Source organism: Nocardia albiluteola (assembly GCF_018860155.1).
GTDB lineage: Bacteria > Actinomycetota > Actinomycetes > Mycobacteriales > Mycobacteriaceae > Nocardia > Nocardia albiluteola.
Window position 1 is genome coordinate 251797 of the sequence record NZ_JAHKNI010000003.1, and the last position, 17045, is coordinate 268841.

16 protein-coding genes and 1 pseudogene are annotated in these 17045 nt (G+C 68.4%); 8 read left to right on the top strand and 9 right to left on the bottom strand.

From position 1 onward, the window contains the following. Window positions 1–39: 39 nt before the first annotated feature. Window positions 40–873 carry a tRNA (adenine-N1)-methyltransferase gene (locus KO481_RS10870; protein WP_215916928.1) on the top strand — a complete coding sequence of 278 codons (834 nt, stop codon included), beginning with the start codon at window positions 40–42 and terminating at the stop codon, window positions 871–873. A gap of 9 nt (window positions 874–882) precedes the next feature. Here KO481_RS10870 and KO481_RS10875 read toward each other — a convergent pair whose 3' ends face one another. Next, the gene (locus tag KO481_RS10875; protein WP_215916929.1) at window positions 883–1332 is read right to left on the bottom strand and encodes an MTB12 C-terminal domain-containing protein; all 450 of its coding nucleotides are present in this window, start codon (window positions 1330–1332) and stop codon (window positions 883–885) included. A 389-nt stretch (window positions 1333–1721) separates the two neighbouring features. Here KO481_RS10875 and arc point away from each other — a divergent pair, with 389 nt between their 5' ends. Further along, window positions 1722–3482, top strand: coding sequence for a proteasome ATPase (arc, locus tag KO481_RS10880; RefSeq protein WP_215916930.1), 1761 nt, complete (start codon window positions 1722–1724; stop codon window positions 3480–3482). Between the two features lie 64 nt (window positions 3483–3546). Here arc and KO481_RS10885 read toward each other — a convergent pair whose 3' ends face one another. From KO481_RS10885 to KO481_RS10895, 3 genes are all read right to left on the bottom strand, one after another. Then, on the bottom strand, window positions 3547–4257 hold the full coding sequence (locus KO481_RS10885; protein ID WP_308166502.1) for a peptidylprolyl isomerase: 711 nt from the start codon (window positions 4255–4257) through the stop codon (window positions 3547–3549). Window positions 4258–4448: 191 nt separating this feature from the next. Continuing rightward, window positions 4449–4967: an NUDIX hydrolase gene (locus KO481_RS10890; protein ID WP_215916931.1), complete on the bottom strand. Its 519-nt coding sequence runs from the start codon at window positions 4965–4967 to the stop codon at window positions 4449–4451. A 20-nt stretch (window positions 4968–4987) separates the two neighbouring features. Further along, on the bottom strand, window positions 4988–5704 hold the full coding sequence (locus KO481_RS10895) for a GntR family transcriptional regulator (RefSeq protein WP_215916932.1): 717 nt from the start codon (window positions 5702–5704) through the stop codon (window positions 4988–4990). 156 nt (window positions 5705–5860) lie between these two features. Here KO481_RS10895 and KO481_RS10900 point away from each other — a divergent pair, with 156 nt between their 5' ends. From KO481_RS10900 to KO481_RS10920, 5 genes are all read left to right on the top strand, one after another. Beyond that, window positions 5861–7132 (top strand): MFS transporter, encoded by a 1272-nt coding sequence (locus KO481_RS10900; protein ID WP_215916933.1) that lies wholly within the window; start codon window positions 5861–5863, stop codon window positions 7130–7132. Window positions 7133–7179: 47 nt separating this feature from the next. Continuing rightward, the gene (locus KO481_RS10905; protein ID WP_215916934.1) at window positions 7180–7929 is read left to right on the top strand and encodes a LamB/YcsF family protein; all 750 of its coding nucleotides are present in this window, start codon (window positions 7180–7182) and stop codon (window positions 7927–7929) included. A gap of 329 nt (window positions 7930–8258) precedes the next feature. After that, the gene (locus KO481_RS10910) at window positions 8259–8912 is read left to right on the top strand and encodes a 5-oxoprolinase subunit B family protein (RefSeq protein ID WP_215916935.1); all 654 of its coding nucleotides are present in this window, start codon (window positions 8259–8261) and stop codon (window positions 8910–8912) included. 376 nt (window positions 8913–9288) lie between these two features. Beyond that, the gene (locus KO481_RS10915; RefSeq protein ID WP_308166575.1) at window positions 9289–10143 is read left to right on the top strand and encodes a 5-oxoprolinase subunit C family protein; all 855 of its coding nucleotides are present in this window, start codon (window positions 9289–9291) and stop codon (window positions 10141–10143) included. A gap of 138 nt (window positions 10144–10281) precedes the next feature. Next, window positions 10282–10659, top strand: a complete 378-nt coding sequence (locus KO481_RS10920) for a nitroreductase family deazaflavin-dependent oxidoreductase (RefSeq protein ID WP_215916936.1) — start codon at window positions 10282–10284, stop codon at window positions 10657–10659. 90 nt (window positions 10660–10749) lie between these two features. On the opposite strand, the gene KO481_RS10925 is transcribed toward KO481_RS10920, so the two are convergent. After that, entirely contained in the window at window positions 10750–11253 is a 504-nt protein-coding gene (locus KO481_RS10925) for a nitroreductase family deazaflavin-dependent oxidoreductase (RefSeq protein WP_215916937.1), read from the bottom strand. Window positions 11254–11442: 189 nt separating this feature from the next. Here KO481_RS10925 and KO481_RS10930 point away from each other — a divergent pair, with 189 nt between their 5' ends. Continuing rightward, window positions 11443–12975, top strand: coding sequence for a glycosyltransferase family 39 protein (locus KO481_RS10930; RefSeq protein WP_215916938.1), 1533 nt, complete (start codon window positions 11443–11445; stop codon window positions 12973–12975). A 229-nt stretch (window positions 12976–13204) separates the two neighbouring features. Here the strand turns inward: KO481_RS10930 and KO481_RS10935 are convergent, their stop codons facing one another. The 4 genes and pseudogenes from KO481_RS10935 to KO481_RS10945 all read right to left on the bottom strand — a co-directional run. Next, window positions 13205–14773 carry an FAD-dependent monooxygenase gene (locus KO481_RS10935; protein ID WP_215916939.1) on the bottom strand — a complete coding sequence of 523 codons (1569 nt, stop codon included), beginning with the start codon at window positions 14771–14773 and terminating at the stop codon, window positions 13205–13207. Window positions 14774–14955: 182 nt separating this feature from the next. Continuing rightward, complete coding sequence (locus tag KO481_RS10940; RefSeq protein ID WP_215916940.1) at window positions 14956–15579, bottom strand: TetR/AcrR family transcriptional regulator; 624 nt, start codon at window positions 15577–15579, stop codon at window positions 14956–14958. Beyond that, window positions 15516–15899, bottom strand: coding sequence for a helix-turn-helix domain-containing protein (locus tag KO481_RS42895; protein ID WP_308166576.1), 384 nt, complete (start codon window positions 15897–15899; stop codon window positions 15516–15518). The genes KO481_RS10940 and KO481_RS42895 overlap by 64 nt, the downstream gene beginning before the upstream one ends. Continuing rightward, window positions 15806–16633: pseudogene (locus KO481_RS10945) on the bottom strand (AMP-binding protein); the annotation flags it as partial. The pseudogene KO481_RS10945 and the gene KO481_RS42895, both read right to left, overlap by 94 nt. Window positions 16634–17045 lie beyond the last annotated feature (412 nt).

Below are 17045 nucleotides of genomic sequence, written 5' to 3' on the forward strand. Positions count from 1 at the left end.
GCTATCCCGGGGTACCGACACACTTCACAGAGGAGATCCATGACGGCCAGACGGACCGGCCCATTCACCGCGGGGGACCGGGTGCAGCTGACCGACGGCAAGGGCCGCCAGCACACGGTCGTGCTGGAGCCCGGCAAGGAATTCCACACCCACAAGGGCCAGATCCGCCACGACGCACTGATCGGCGCCGATGAGGGCACCGTGGTGCAATCCGCCAACGGCACACCGTATCTCGCACTGCGCCCGCTGCTGGTCGACTACGTGCTGTCGATGCCGCGCGGCGCGGCGGTGATCTACCCCAAGGATGCCGCGCAGATCGTGCACGAGGGGGACATGTTCCCCGGCGCCCGGGTGCTCGAGGCCGGCGCGGGCTCGGGCGCGCTGACCTGTTCGCTGCTGCGCGCGGTCGGTCCCGAGGGGCGGGTGCTGTCGTACGAGATTCGCGAGGATCACGCCGAGCACGCAATCCGCAACGTGGAGCGGTTCTTTGGCGAACGTCCGGCAAATTGGTCGCTGACCCTCGGCGACGTCGCGGACTACGACGGCGAGCGGGTCGACCGGGCGGTGCTGGACATGCTCAAACCCTGGGACGCGCTGGAAGCGGTGTCCAAGGCGCTGATCCCCGGCGGCGTGCTGATCGTCTACGTGGCGACCGTCACGCAGCTCTCGGAAACGGTGGAGGCACTGCGCCGGCAACAGTGCTGGACCGAGCCGCGGGCCTGGGAATCGCTGGTGCGTCCCTGGCATGCGGTGGGCCTGGCGGTGCGCCCGGAGCATCGCATGCAGGGCCACACGGCCTTCCTGATCAGCGCGCGGCGCCTCGCGGATGGCGTCATCGCGCCGAAACCGCAGCGCCGGCCCTCGAAGGGCTGAGCCGGCAGGTCAGCAGGGCGCCATCGCCATCGCCAGGATCGTGCACCCGGTCTTCTCCGACAGTTGCCAGCCCGCGGCGGTGTGCTGCCAGGACATCGGCACCCCGGGCATGGTTCCGTGCGGGGACACGACCGCGACCTGCGCGGTGGCGTCGTCGCCCTTGGCCTGCACGTTCGAGACGGTGAACCCGACCTTGCCGTAGTTGGCCAGGCCCTTGTTCATCTGGTCGATGTTGGCGCTGTGCCGGTTGCCGTCCACGACCAGATTGGTCTTGGCGGCGGTCGGGACGCCCGGATCGGCGAACCGGTCCAGGGTGCCCTGCAGCTCGGCCGACGTGGGTGCGGGGGCGTCCGCCGCGGCGATCGAGCCCCCGGTCAGGACCATGGCGACGGCGGCGGCGCCGGCCACGGCGATGCGAACGGTGCTGGTAGAGCGGGGTGCACGGGTGCGAGCGAGCATGTGGAGCACGTGCCTTTCAATCTGTTGCGAACAAGTCCAGTAAGGGTAGCCTAATCGTCAAGGGGTATTGGTGCCGGGCCGACATGTCGGTGCCTCGTGCTCTGATGGTGGCGTAACACTGTGGGCCCGCGAATGCGGTAGCCGCGGAAACACATACGGTGCGCGCCGCGTTACTGCTACAACGGTTACATCCGGCGAAAGGAGTTTCAGCCCACATCGTTCGGCCCGATCCGGCGGAATTAACCAGCCGGAAACAGGTTAGGTCGAGCTAACATGCTTGACCTGGCGACGAACGCGGCCTAGATGTGATCACGACGAAACCATGTCGGAAAGCGAGAACGGTTCGCGCCCGGTAGCGTTGATAGACCGGGACTGGGAGGAGCAGCATCATGAGCCCCATCGAGAATTCGGATTCGGCGGCCTGGAGAGAACTCGAGGTAGTACGCGCCGAGGCGGCTGCACTCCGAAGGCAACTCGCCGACTCGCCGGATCGTGCAAGAGAATTGGAAGCGCGCGTCGATTCGCTGACAATTCGCAACACCAAGCTGATGGACACCCTCAAGGAGGCTCGTCAGCAGCTGGTGGCCCTGCGCGAGGAGGTCGATCGGCTGGGCCAGCCTCCGAGTGGCTACGGCGTGCTGATCGGCGTCTACGACGATCAGACGGTCGACGTGTTCACCTCCGGACGCAAGATGCGCCTGACGTGTTCGCCGAATATCGACACCACCGTCCTGCACTACGGGCAGTCCGTGCGCCTGAACGAGGCACTGACGGTCGTGGAGGCGGGCAGCTTCGACCAGACCGGTGAGCTCGGCACCCTGCGCGAGGTCCTCGACGATGGTCGCCGCGCGCTGGTGGTCGGCCATGCCGACGAGGAGCGCGTGGTGTGGCTCTCAGGCCCGCTGTCCGCGCTGGTCGACGTGGACGACGTGGAGGATCCCGATCGCCCCATCCGGCGGCTGCGCGCGGGCGATTCGCTGCTGGTCGACACCAAGGCCGGATTCGCCTTCGAGCGCATCCCCAAGGCCGAGGTCGAGGATCTGGTCCTCGAGGAGGTGCCGGATGTCGGCTACGAGGACATCGGCGGCCTGTCCCGGCAGATCGAGCAGATCCGCGACGCGGTGGAGCTGCCCTTCCTGCACAAGGATCTGTTCCGCGAGTACGCGCTGCGCCCGCCCAAGGGCGTGCTGCTCTACGGCCCGCCCGGATGCGGTAAGACGCTGATCGCCAAGGCGGTGGCCAACTCCCTGGCCAAGAAGATCGCCGAGGCGAGGGGTGAGGACGCGAAGGAAGCCAAGTCGTTCTTCCTGAACATCAAGGGCCCCGAGCTGCTGAACAAGTTCGTCGGCGAGACCGAGCGGCACATCCGGATCATCTTCCAGCGGGCGCGCGAGAAGGCGTCCGAGGGCACCCCCGTGATCGTGTTCTTCGACGAGATGGACTCGATCTTCCGCACTCGTGGCTCGGGTGTGTCGTCCGACGTGGAGACCACGGTCGTGCCGCAGCTGCTGTCGGAGATCGACGGCGTAGAGGGCCTCGAGAACGTCATCGTGATCGGCGCGTCCAACCGCGAGGACATGATCGACCCGGCCATCCTGCGGCCCGGTCGCCTCGATGTGAAGATCAAGATCGAGCGGCCGGATGCCGAGGCAGCGCAGGACATCTTCTCCAAGTACCTCACGGAGACCCTGCCCCTGCACGCCGACGACATCGCCGAGTTCGGCGGCGACCGCACCAAGTGTGTGCAGACGATGATCGAACGCGTCGTCGACCGCATGTACGCCGAGAGCGAGGACAACCGCTTCCTGGAGGTTACCTACGCCAATGGTGACAAGGAGGTCCTGTACTTCAAGGACTTCAACTCCGGCGCCATGATCCAGAACATCGTGGACCGCTCCAAGAAGTACGCGATCAAGTCCGTGCTCGACACCGGCAACCCGGGTCTGCGCATCCAGCATCTGTTCGATTCGATCGTGGACGAGTTCTCCGAGAACGAGGACCTGCCCAACACCACGAATCCCGATGACTGGGCCCGCATCTCGGGTAAGAAGGGTGAGCGGATCGTGTACATCCGTACGCTGGTCACCGGCAAGAACGCCAGCGCCAGCCGCGCGATCGATACGGAGTCGAACACGGGCCAGTACCTGTAAGCCCGCAAAACACAAGGGCCGCAGCCTCAATGAGGCTGCGGCCCTCGCTCTTTCCGGGGGATGCTCAGGGGTGGGTGGTGACCGTTTGCAGGACGATGTCGGACTTGGGGGCGCCGTCGCCCGAGCCGTCCCGGGTGCCGCCCGCCGCGATGTTCTGCAGGACGTCCGTGCCGCCGGTGATGCGGCCGAAGGGGGTGTAGTTCGGGGGCAGCTGAGAGTCCTTGTACACCAGGAAGAACTGGCTGCCGTTGGTGTTGGGGCCCGCGTTCGCCATCGCGACGGTGCCCGCCGGGTAGGTCGCGCCCGCCAGGTTCTCGTCCTGGAACTTGTAGCCCGGCCCGCCCGAGCCGCTACCGGTCGGGTCGCCGCACTGCAGCACGAAGATGCCCTCGGTGGTCAGCCGATGGCAGTGGGTGCGGTCGAAGTACTGCTGGCCGGCCAGGAAGACGAACGAGTTGACGGTGACCGGCGCTTTCGCGGCATTGAGCGAGGCGGTGATGGTGCCGCAGTTGGTCTGCAGGACCGCGGTGTAGTTGGCGTGTGTATTGATCGATATACCCGGCGGATTCGGCCACTGCTTGCCGTTCGACTGTCCGGGGGCGGCGGGCAGGCAGCCGGGGGTGTTGGTGTGCAGTGGGACCGGCGCCGCCAGCGCCCGGCCGGTGGCCAGGAGTGCGATGGCCACACCGGCGGCCGCGAGGCCGATCCGCCGGATGGCGGCGCCTCGCGGTCGCCTGTCGACGTCGGGCTGCGGGGTCTGCGGAACGCTCTTCACCGGCGTGGGGCTCCTTCATAGCGGGACGGGATGGCGGGTCAGTCGCGGATCATGCCATCTCGTATGGCGGGTGTCCGCGGAAAGCCGATACCCGTTGTCCGCTAGCACTTACCCGTTGTCCCGGCGCGCTAATCGTCGTCTCGCGCGGGCGGGCGCCGGATGCCGGACCATTTCCGTCCGGAAACAGGTGGTCAGCGCAGGAGGTCCGCAAGCAGTACCCGGGTATCGGGGACGAACGGCCACCGCGGATCCCCGAGGTGTGCGCGCAGTTCCGCGTCGGTCCACCACCAGCCGGCGGCGATCTCCTCGGGCTGATGCCGGATGGGGCCGTCGTAGTGCAGCTCGTAGGCGAACAGATGGCAGCGCATCGGCCTGCCGAGCCATTGACCGTCCCACGCGGCCCGCGCGCGAAGCCGCGGCGGAGAGTCGGTCTCGCCGAGGACGATTCCGAGTTCCTCGCCCAGCTCGCGGACGGCCGCCTCCGCCGGATCCTCGCCGGGATCCAGCACGCCGCCCGCCAGGCAGTCGTGCATTCCGGCGAAGACCATCTTCGTGTCGGTACGGCGGTGCACATAGATCCGCTCGTCGTCGCGCGATCGCACCAGCACGCCCGCGCTGGCGTGCCACAGGCCCCGGGCGTACACCTCGGCGCGGTCGGCGCTGCCGGTCTCGCGTCCCTCGCGGTCGTAGACCGCGATCGTCTCACCCACCGCGCGCCTCCTGCGGATTCTCAGAAATCGGTGTCGATCTCGGCGTAGGCCGCCAGGATCTGGGCCTGCGCGTCGCGCAGATAGTCGGCCAGCATATCGGCCGCCGCCGTGGCCTCGCCGCGCTCCAGCGCCTCGAACACCTCGTGATTGCGGCGCAGATACGGGCTGTGGAACACATCCGGGCGCGCCACCACGTGGAAGATCAGCCGCAGCTCGTTCCAGACCCCGGCCATCATCGCATCCAGCAGCCGCGAATCGTTGAGCGCGGTGATCGCCCGGTGGAACTCCACGTCGACGGTGCCGACGCCGGTCCAATCTCCCTGGGCCGCAAATTCGTCCGCGCGCTCGAGCAGGGACAGCAGCGGCTTCAGGCTCAGTCCGGTGCGCGGATGTTCGCGCAGCGCAGTGCATTCCACCACTCGCCTGCACTTGTACACCTCGGCGACGTCTTCGGGGAGCGGAATCCGCACGAACACACCGCGATTGAGCTCGTGGGCGACCAGCCGCTCCTGCATCAGCGTGCGGAAGGCCTCGCGGACGGTGTTGCGCGAAACCTTGAGGGCCGCACAGATATCCGGCTCGGACAGGCGGGTTCCCGGACGGAAGTGCCCGTCCAGGATCCGATCACGGACGATATCCGCGACCTGGCTGGACAGGCCCGCGCGGCCGAGGTGGGCGCGATGAGACGCGAGCACCTCGTACGAATCGCCGGTGCCGCCCGATATCGCCGACGTCATCGCCACCTTCCCTGTTCACCCGAGCGGTCAAGTCCTCTTCCCTGAGATTACCCCGGCCTTCTCCGAACGATTGGATCGAAGTATTGCCGGATCGTAGAACGATTTGTACGATGAGATCCCTGCCACACCCACCCCGTTGAGACTCGAGGGGTCACTATGACCGATCTGTCCACCAGCACGTCCGACGCGCCGACCCGGCCGTTCGACTGGTTCCGCACCCTGGGCCCCATCGGCCGCCGCGCCTTCTTCGGGGCGTTCGGCGGGTATGGGATGGACTCCTACGACTTTCAGGTGCTGCCGCTGGCCCTGGGCGCGATCGCGTCGTACTTCGCGATCAGCACCGGCCAGTCCGGTCTGCTCACCACCGTCACGCTGGTCGTGTCGGCGGTCGGGGGCGCTCTCGCGGGTGTGCTGGCCGACCGCCTCGGCCGGGTCTACGCGCTGAAGGTGACGATCGCGATGTACGCGGTGTTCACCGTGCTGTGCGGCGTCGCCTGGAACTTCGAGAGCCTGCTGGTCTTCCGCGCGCTGCAGGGCCTGGGCTTCGGGGGTGAGTGGGCCGTGGGCGCGATCCTGGTCGCCGAGTACGCCGATCCGAGGTTCCGGGGCCGGGCGCTGGGTTACGTGCAGAGCGCGTGGGCGGTCGGGTGGGGCCTGGCCGTGTGCGTGTATACCGTCGTGTTCCAGTTGTTCGATGAGCGGATCGCCTGGCGGGTGCTCTTTTTCACCGGCGCACTGCCCGCGCTGCTGATCCTCTGGATCCGGCGCGGCATCACCGATGCGGACGCCGCCACTCGGGCCCGGGAGCGGACCCCGGCCGAACGTGGCCGTTTCCGCGCGATCTTCTCCGGCGAGCTGGCCCGCACCACGTTTCTCGCCTCGGTGATGGCGACCGGAGTGCAGGGTGGCTACTACACCCTGGCGACCTGGCTGCCGACCTTCCTGAAGAAGAGCCGCCACCTGACCGTGGTCGGCACCGGCGGCTATCTGGTCTTCCTCATCGGCGGAGCGTTCGTCGGCTACGTCTGCGGTGGCCTGCTGGCCGACCGCCTGGGCCGCAAGCGGACCATCCAGCTGTTCGCGGTGCTGTCGGTGGTGTTCATGGTCGCGTACACCCAGGTGCCGCACGGCGCCAATACCCTGGTGTTGCTGCTGGGCGTGCCGCTGGGATTCTCCACCTCGGCGATCTTCTCCGGATTCGGTTCATACTTGGCAGAGCTGTATCCGACCCGGTGTCGTGGCACCGGACAGGGTTTCACCTACAACTTCGGCCGCGGTGTGGGCGCGGTGTTCCCGACCGTGGTGGGCTACCTGGCCGCCACGTCGCTGGGGCTGACGGGCGCGATGCTCTTCGGTGCGTTCGGGTACGCGCTGGCGGTGCTGGCGCTGTTCTGGATGCCCGAGACGCGCGGCCGGGAGTTGGCGTGAGTCCGGGAATAATTGCTACACGGCGGGATTCGATGAAGGAGGCGTGGGTGATGTTCGATCTGAACAGCGATCTGGGCGAGGGTTTCGGGGCCTGGTCGATGGGCGACGACGACGCCCTGCTGGAGATCGTCACCAGCGCCAACATTGCCTGCGGCTTCCATGCCGGGGATCCGTCGATCATGCGCCGCACCTGCGAGCTCGCCGTGTCGCGCGGGGTCCGGATCGGCGCCCACATTTCGTACCGCGACCTGGCCGGATTCGGCCGCCGTGCGATCGCGGTGCCGCCGCGGGAGCTGACCGACGAATGTCTCTATCAGATCGGCGCGCTGGACGCGTTCGCCCGGGCGGCGGGCGATCGCGTACGCTACGTGAAACCGCATGGTGCACTGTATAATTCGGCGGCCGTCGACGGTGATATCGCGCGGGCGATCGCGGCCGCGGTGGCACGATACGGCGGGCTGAGTCTACTCGGGCTGCCTGGATCGCAGCATGAGACCGCTGCCGCGGAGGCCGGAATCGAGTTCTGTGCAGAGGGATTCGCCGATCGGGCCTACACCTCGGCGGGCACGCTGGTGCCACGCGGTCGCCCCGGTAGCGTTCTCGACGAGCAATCCGCACTGGCGCAGGCGATTTCGATCGCGGTCGACGGTGCGACACGCGATCCGGACGGCGAATCGGTCGCGGTGCCCGTGCGCAGCCTGTGCGTGCACGGCGACTCGCCGGGAGCGGTCGCGATGGCCCGGGCCATCCGTGATGCGCTGACCGGCAAGGGAATCGAGGTGGGTGCGTTCACATGACCGATAGCGGCGAATGGACTACGAGGACCGCCGGTCTGCCGCTCGGCATGGATTCGAGCTCGGTCGCGGCCGGCCGCGGACGTGGGCCGCGCCCGGCGACTGCGACCGGGTGTGACGTCGGGGCGGACGGGACCGCGGGCGCGGCGGCCTGTCGACCTGATGAGACCGCCGATGCGCGCGGCCCCGAGGTAACGGGCGGACCGGGTCCGCTGCGATGACGGAGATCTGTGCAGAGGTAGCGACGATGGCCGACGACGGCGGTATGGGCGAGCGGTTATCCGCCGACAAAAGGGGTTCGTACCGGTCGCGACGGGCTGCGGGGTGGTCTCATGAGTAGGACGCCCGCCGGGGCGGAGCTGATCGTTCGCCGTGCTGGGGACAGGGCGCTGCTGTTGGAGCCGCCAAACCGGAATACTCTGGCGGAGTTGATCTCTCGGCTGCAAGGCACACCGATCCCCGGGGTGAGCGACATCCTGCCCGCCGCGCGAACGGTACTGGTGACCTTACAGCCCCGGGCGGATGCGGCGGCGGTCGAGAAGCGACTGCGGGCCGTCAACGCGGTGGAAGGTGATACGCAAAGGACGGCGGATGCCGCTGCCGCCGTTGAGATTCCGGTCCGCTATGGCGGCGAGGATCTCGCGGAGACGGCGGCGCTGCTCGGCATCACCGAATCCGAGCTCATCGCGCGGCACACCGCGGCCCGATGGCGATGCGCATTCATCGGGTTCGCCCCCGGATTCGGTTACCTGGAGGCGCCCGAGGCGGGCCTGGAGGTGCCGCGCCGGGATCAGTCGCGCACGGCGGTCCCCGCAGGTGCGGTGGCCCTGGCCGGCGGATACAGCGCCGTCTACCCCCGCACCTCACCCGGCGGCTGGCGGATCATCGGTACCACCCAGGCCCGCCTGTGGGATCTGGACCGTCCCGAACCGGCCCTGCTCCGCCCGGGCACCCTCGTGCGCTTCGTAGCCGTGGAACCATCATGATCGCGGCGATGCACTGCCAAGGTTCCGAGAAGGCGGGGTCCGTGGCGTATACGCGGGTCACCGCCCGCTGCGCCGAGGTGGTGGTGAGTGACGGTTCGGTTGCTGAGCGCCGCAGCGTATTTCGTCAAGGTGGAGGCTTGGGCAGCCGTGCGGGCGGACCATGGACTCCGAGATGGAACTGTGCGCCGCCGAGCGTGCGGCGGGTATCGCCCGCGGTCCGGATGGCCGGATCGAGCATGGGCGCGACGAGCGAAATGGGTTGGACGATGACTGTTTCCGATGCCGGGGGAACGGTACGCGGAGGCCGGGGAGGTGCCGCGTGACCCGGCCTGCGCCAACCCGCGGTGCGGCCGCCGGCGAGACGACAACCGCGCCGGTGCGAGTAGTCGCGCCCGGCATGTTCAGCACGATTCAGGATCTCGGGCGAGCCGGATGGTTCTCGGCCGGGGTCGGTGTCTCCGGCGCCGCCGATCGGCGCTCGTTCACGCTGGCGAACCGGCTGGTCGGCAACGACGAATCCGCGGCGGCGGTCGAATGTCTGCTGGGCGGTCTGGTCCTGGAGTTCACCGCGCCGGCGGTGGTCGCGGTGACCGGCGCCCCGGCCCCCATCGCCCTGGGCGGGCGGCCCGCCGCACACGCCTCGGTGCTGCGCCCGGAGGCCGGGCAGCGGTTGACGCTCGGGGTGGCCAGCACCGGGATGCGCTGCTACGTGGCCGTGCGCGGCGGGATCGCGGTCGCGCCGGTGCTGGGCTCCCGTAGCCGCGACACCCTCGCCGGCATCGGGCCCGAACCACTCCGGGCGGGGGACGAGCTGCCGGTGGGACCGCCGCCCGCGCGCTGGCCGGAGGTGGACGTCGCCCCGGTCGCCGCGGTGACCGACGCCATGATCACCGCGCGGGTGCTGCTGGGTCCGCGCCAGGACTGGTTCGCCCGTCCGGAGGATCTGTTCGCCGGTCCGTGGCGGGTCAGCCCCGATGTCGATCGCGTCGGGGTGCGGCTCGAGCGGGGATCCGAGCTGCCGCCGCTGACCCGCGTCGATTCCGCCGAACTGCCCACCGAGGGGATGCCGCTGGGCGCGATCCAGGTACCACCCTCGGGCCAGCCGGTGGTGTTCCTGTCCGACCATCCGATCACGGGGGGCTACCCGGTGATCGGCACGGTCCTGGACGCCGATATCGACGCGCTGGCCCAGGCCCGGCCCGGGCGGCAGGTGCGGTTCGTTCGAGCCTGATCGCGGCCCTTACGGGGGCTTCCCCAGCGTGGCCCGGTGTGGGCCGGATCGTTGCCGTGCCGGGACCCTGATCGCGCCGCGGATCCTCCAGCGCGGCGTAGCGTGTGGTGCGCAGGGACTTCCGAGAGGGGATGGAATATGCCGCTGCCACAGGCTTTGGCGAAGTTCAATCGGCAGGTCACCAACCGGGTGTCGGGTCTGGTCGCCGGGTGGGCGCCCGGATTCGGCATCGTCGTGCACTCCGGGCGCAGGTCCGGCCGCGTCTATCACACCCCGGTGAACGTGTTCTCCCACGGCGCGGATTACCGGATCGCCCTCACCTACGGCAGGGACTCGGACTGGGTCAAGAACGTGCTGGCAGCCGGGGAATTCGAGCTCGAGACCGGTGGCCACACGATCACCCTCACCGATCCCGTGGTGCGCCACGACGCGGCAGTCTCCTGGGCTCCGCTGGGAGTGCGTCAGATCCTGAACGTCATCTCCGTCGATTTCTACCTCGAGGCGCACCCCGCCTGAGGTAACGGCCGCCGTTCCGGTCCGCGCGGACCGGAACGGCGTTGGCCGCGGCGAAGTCGGTTGGCGCGCAGGGTGTATCGGCCGATGACCCTATTCGAGGGTGAGCCGGATGACCGCGCCGCCCTGCTGCCAGGTCTGGTAGATGTCGGCCCGGTTGGGGTCGCCGGAGGCATCGAAGCCGATGCCGTTGAAACCCGCGTTCTGGCGATTGTCGCGGGCGATGATCTCGTACAGCCGCATCACCGTCTCCACGTCGGTGCACACCTCGGCCGCGGCGGTGCGCGGCCGGCCCCCCATCGACACCCGGACGGGTGCGTCCTTGCGAATGTTCTTCACCCACGGATGCAGTGCGGTGCCGATCAGCAGCGCGTCCTCGTGACGGGTGTAGGCAACCGGAATGTCGTAGCGCTTACCGGATTTCCGCCCGACCACGTGCAGCACCAGCAGCCTGCGCCCGACGATCGAGCCGAGCCCGGGCACCCGCAGCAGCAATCCGACGAACCCGTTCATCGCCCCCTGAAATCGCATGGGGCCACCGAGCCCCGAGGTCGACGGGGTGCCGTACGGGTTGGGCGCCGATAAATCCGAGGTCATGTCCGCTCCTTGTCAGTACACCCGGCAACAGCCTATCGACGCCGGCCGGATTCGGATACCGCGTGTGGACGTAAACCCCGGCTACGCCGCAAGGCTGATCGTGACTCGCCCACAGGGTGGATGGCAGGGCCCGCCCGGGTCGATAGATTCGGCGAGTCCGCTGTTCAGATTCGTGCAGGAGCGCCGTCGATGACCGATGTGGTGGAACGTCCGATCGACGACGTGGCGGCCGCCGAGCCGCCGCGCGCCCTGGCTGCCGTCGCAGCGATCGCCGTGGCCTCGGCGGCGGCGCTGCTGTTCTCCGCCTCGCGCTATGGATATTTCGGGGACGAGCTGTACTTCCTGGCCGCCGGGCGGCGCCTCGCCTGGGGATACGCTGACCAGGGACCGGTGCTGCCGCTGCTGGCACGGGTGATGGACACGCTCGTGCCCGGTTCGTATCTGGCGCTGCGGCTGCCCGCGGTCGCGCTCACGGTCGTGGCCGTGGTGCTGTGCGCCGAATTGGCACGCCGACTCGGCGGTAGCCGCGTCGCCCAAATCCTCGCGGCCGCCGGATACGCCACCTCGCCGTTCCTACTGGCGCAGGGCGCGATGCTGACGACGAATGCGGTGGACACCGCACTGTGGGTCATCATCACCTGGTTGCTGGTGCGCTGGGTGCAGACCCGCCGTGATGTGCTGCTGCTGCTCGCGGCCCTGGTGACCGCGGTCGATCTGCAGGTGAAATGGCTGATTCCGTTCTTCTGGGCCGCCGTCGCGGTATCCGCGCTCCTCGTCGGCCCGCGCGAGCTGGTGCGACGGCCGCTGCTGTGGGCGGGTGGGCTGATCGTGCTGATTTCCTGTGTGCCGGAACTGCTCTGGCAGGCCGGGCACGGCTGGCCGCAGCTGGGGATGGGCGGCGAGATCTCGGATGAGGCGGCGGTGCTGGGCGGGCGGCTGCTGTTCGTCCCGGTCTCGGTGGCGCTGTGCGGATTCCTGGGCACCCCGCTGCTGCTGTGCGGAATCTGGGTACTGTTGCGGCGCACGGAGTTCCGGCCCTATCGCTTTCTCGGAGCGACGCTCATCCTGCTGTACATCGCCTTCACGGCCACCGGCGGGCGGGTGTATTACCCGGCCGGGATGTATGCCGTGGTGATCGCGGCCGGTGCGGTGGGTATCGTGGCGGCGATGGGGCGGATGGCGGCCGCCTGGCGACGTACCGTGGCGATTGTCCTTGCCGCACTGGGCATTGCGGGGACCCTGCTGATCGTGGAGGGCGCGCCGTGGCGGCCCGCCGACCAGATCACGCCGCCGCGCAATGCGACCGAGGCGGCGGTGCAGATCGGGCTGTACGGCCAGTTCGGCTGGCCCGAACTGGACGAGGCGGTCAGCGAGGCGTACGACGCGCTCTCGCCCGCCGAACGCGCACACGCGGCCATCATCGCCGACACATACTGGCAGGCAAGCGCATTGGATCAGCTCGGCCGCGACCACCTGCCCCCGATCTACAGCCCGAGCCGCGGCTTCGGCTACTTCGCCACCCCGCCGGAAAACGCCACGGCGGTGATCGCCGTCGGCGGCACCGAGCCGGCGCTGCGCAGCCAATTCGAGCATGTCACGCCGATCGGCAAACTGAATACACGGATCGGTTTTCCCGGGAACACTCAGGACGTCACGATCTGGAAGTGTACCGGCCGGCTCGTGCCCTGGAGCGCCGTGTGGCCACGCTGGATGCATCTGTGACGACCGTCGAGCGGTTCCGGAGCGTGCGGACCTTCGGTGCACCGTCGGCCCGGGCGATTGCGATCGGACGGTGGGCGCGTCCGGAGGACCGAGGCGTTGGTCCGCGACGGAAATTGCTGCGGACCAACGCGTCGGAGTGATTGCGATCGGGCGGTGGGAGTGCCCGGAGATACGAGGCGATGGACCGCGGCGGAATTGCCTGCGGACCACCGCCTTTCACCGCGTCGACTCAGCGGTCGGTCAGCTCGGCGAGTTCACGCGCGGGCCCGAACCAGCGATTCAGCGCCCGGTGCAGGCCCTCCACATCGGAATCGTCTGTGGCCCACGCGATGTACCCGTCGGGGCGGATCAGCAGCGCGGCGGCCGGTGCGTCCGGCACGGTACCGGTGACGATGTCCACGCGGTCGGACCACTCCCGTGCATGCCGGGCCGCCGATCCGGACAGGTCCAGCAGCACCGGGCGGGCGGACCGGAGGAGCTCCGTGACCCGCCAGGTGCCGTCGGAGGTTTCGACGGTCAGCTCGGGAACCAAGTGCCCCGACAGTGGATGCGTGTCACCGGTGTCGTACCGAACATCCGATCCGGCAAGCAGATTCGCGATGTGCTCGACGACCTCCGGCAGCCGCAACAGCTCGCCGAACAGCTCGCGCAGGGCGGTCACCTCCGGTCCGGGCGCCACCAGGGCGCTCTGCGAGAGGCTGTGCATCATGACCCGCTCGGCGACCGGATACCGTTCGCTCTCATAGGTATCCAGCAGATCCGCCAGCGCGTCACCCCGGACGACGGCGGCCAGCTTCCAGCCGAGGTTGATCGCGTCCTGCAGGCCGAGATTCAGCCCCGGGCCGCCCATCGCGGAGTGCACGTGCGCGGCGTCGCCGAGCAGCAGGATCCCGCCGCGGCGGTAGTGCTCGGCCAGCAGGGTGCGCTGACCGACCGTGCGGCGCAGCGCATGTGGGCCGGGCCCCGCAGGCGGCTCCATCGGTACCGGGACGCCCAGCACGCGTTCGACGGCGGCGTGGATCTCCTCGAAGGTCACCGGGGCATCCTCCGGCACGGGATCGCAGTCGTACTCCATCACGCCGATGAGCGGTCGGCCGGGCTGGAGTTCGGCGAAGATGAACATGCCGCGCTCGATGCGGTTGTGGCCGAAGTTGAATTCGCCCGCACCCGGAATGGCGATGCCGCCGGTCGCGGTCCGCAGCTCGTCCGGTATCCGCGCGTGGCCGAACCGGGTGATCCGGTTGTCGGCGGAGGTGCCCAGGAATTCGATTCCGGTTCGCTTGCGCACCAGGCTCTTTCCGCCGTCTGCGCCGACCAGATACCGGGTTTCGAGCTCATACGGGCCGTCCGGTCCGGCGATCGTGACGGTGACGCCGTCGCCGTCCACGCGCAGGTCGCTGAGCGGCTGGCCCCAGCGGACCCGTATTCCGAGGTCTTCGGCGCGCCGGGCCAGCAGCTGGATCAGGCGCGGCTGCGGAATGCCCATGCCGTAGACCGGATTGTGCTGCAGCGCGGACAATTCCAGGCCCATGCCGCTGAAGATGTACCGGGGGAGCGGTTCCGGGATCTCGGTGGTTTCGCTGCCCATGATGTCGTAGTCCGGCGTCTGGTAGAGCCCCCGCATGTCCATGAGCCGGACCACCTGTCCGACAAGGCCGTTGGTCTTCGGCTCCGGGCTCGGGCCAGGGAGTGGATCCAGCACGACGGCCTGGACCCCGGCCAGCGCGAGCTCACAGGCGAGCATGAGACCGTTCGGTCCCGCGCCGGAAATGACTACATCGGTACGTGTTTCGGACATGACTGATCAACCCCTGTCATAAGTGGTGTTTCGACTGATATTTCGGTGGAATTGCGTGGCGCCGCACGACGTTGCGCGAATCGGCGGCACGACGGTGGGCCGCCGAATGCTCGGTCACCGGAACCCCGACGCGTGGAATACGTTCCCGCGCTGGAATTCTGGTGTCGGTGAGTACTGCGGTTTTACGCGGTGGGTGGGACGCTCGGGTCGGGTAGCCCCCGGGCGAGTTCGGTCAGGGCCCGGCGCAGGATCGTGGTGATCAGCTCGGGCGGATCGGAATGAACGTAGACGTCGATCGCGGTGACGTAGGCGGCATTTATCGTCGCGGCGACGAGCTTCGGATACAGGTCGGCCGGTGTCGTGCTGGTGCGATCGGCCACCGCCGCCAGCAGTTCCTCGCCCGCCGGGGATCCGACGACGGAGTAGACCTCCGGTACGGCCAAGAGCTTGCGGGTTTCGGCGAGGATGGCGGGAGTGGGCGTGCCATAGCCGGCACCGTCGGACGTCAGCGGCTCGAGCAGCGCCTCGGTCAGGGCTGTCCAGAGCGGTTCGCCCGCAGGGCGCGTGCGAAGGAGTTCGGCGCTGTGCCGGACCCGCTCGATCTGCCGGTAGGTCAGGGCGTCGTATTTGCTCGAGAAGTAATTGTTGAAGGTGCGGACCGACACTCCCGCTCGCGCCGCGATGTCCTCCCGCACCACGTTCTCGAGTCCGCGCTCGACCATCAGATCGAGCGCGGCATCGCTCAGCGCCTTGCGGGTATCGAGCTTTTTGCGCTCCCGCAGTCCGAGGGGCTGGTTGTCGGCCATGTCTCGATTGTGCGCCTAAAGGTGCCCATCGGGCAAGAGTTCCTAGCGAGAAAATTTGCCCAGTAGGCAAAAAGTCTGGATCGGGGTGCGAAACCGGACGTCTCGAGCCGCCGCGCGATGCGTGTGGCGGACAGTGTCATCGCGTCGGTCGGGCGAGGCGGGTCCAGGCCGGTGAGCTCGTGCACGCGCGCCAGCCGATAGGTGACGGTATTGCGAACCGTTCGGCCTCGAGGCGCTGCTCCAGCGCCGCCTCGACCTTGACCCAGATGCGCGGCACGCCGAGGAAGATCGTCGGGTGGACCTCGGTCAGCGCCTCGAATACGCGGCCCAGCTCGGGTTCGGTGGTGATCTGAGCGCCCTCGGTCAGGCTCGGATAGTGCGCGAACCAGCGGTTGGCAGCGTGCGCGTCCGGCAGATAGGACACCATCCGGTCCCGCGGGCCGCCGCCGCCGAATTCCTCGACGATGCGGGCGCTTTCGAGAAAATTGGTGTGGGTGAGCTCGACGCCCTTGGGCGGTCCGGTGGTGCCCTAGGTGTAGACGATCGTCAGCAGATCCTCCGGATCGACCGCGCGCCAGGACGATTCGAAATCGAAGCCGGGTGCGGGCATGGCCTCGACCGCGGCCAGCGGCACGGTGCCCGATATGGCTTCGTCTACGCAGATCACATGCCGGACTTCGTGTCCTCGCGCGACGGCCCGCTCGACTGCCGCGAGAACCTGTGATGCGAAATGGTTTTCGCAGATCACCGTCGCGTTGCCCGCATTGCCGAACTGGTAGGCGAGCAGCTCGACCGGATTGGTGTTGTACACCGAATACGGGGTTGCGCCGGTGTGCAGGACGGCGGTGCCGCACAGGTGGAATTCGGGCCGATTGGTGAGCATCAGCGCCACGGTGTCGCCGCGGCCGACGCCGAGGGCGGCAAGGCCCGTGGCGCTGATGCTCACCAATCGGGATCCATACTCGTGCCAGGTGATTCGCACGGTATCGCCCCGCGTGCACAGGGCCGCCGCGTCCGGGTGGCCGGCGACGGTGCGCTGGAACACCTCGCACAGCGTGCGCGCGGACGGGGGCGGCCATCGATGGTGAACTCACGACCTACCTTCGGCTCGGCGGGCCGGTGCCGAAAGTGGCGGCCCCGGTGTAGAACTCCAGCGGACCGCACCTCGGCGGGGGGAGGCCACCGGCAATCGAGCAGGGCCTCGGCGGCGAATTTGTGCACTCTGCACGACAGGGCTACCGAAGGAATTCGTGCGGTAGCGGTTCCGCGCGGAACGTGACGGCCACTACATCGAGTCGTAGTTCGGCAATGGTTGAGCTATCGTGGTGGGCGGGCGCGGTTCGACCGGCGCCCAGCGTCGTAGATTTGCCTACTCCAGCGTCCAGCTGCGTGGCACCGGCACTCCTTGCGGCGATCGATATGGCCCATCGGCCATCTCGCCACTGCGTGCCCCCGCTCGGTGCGAT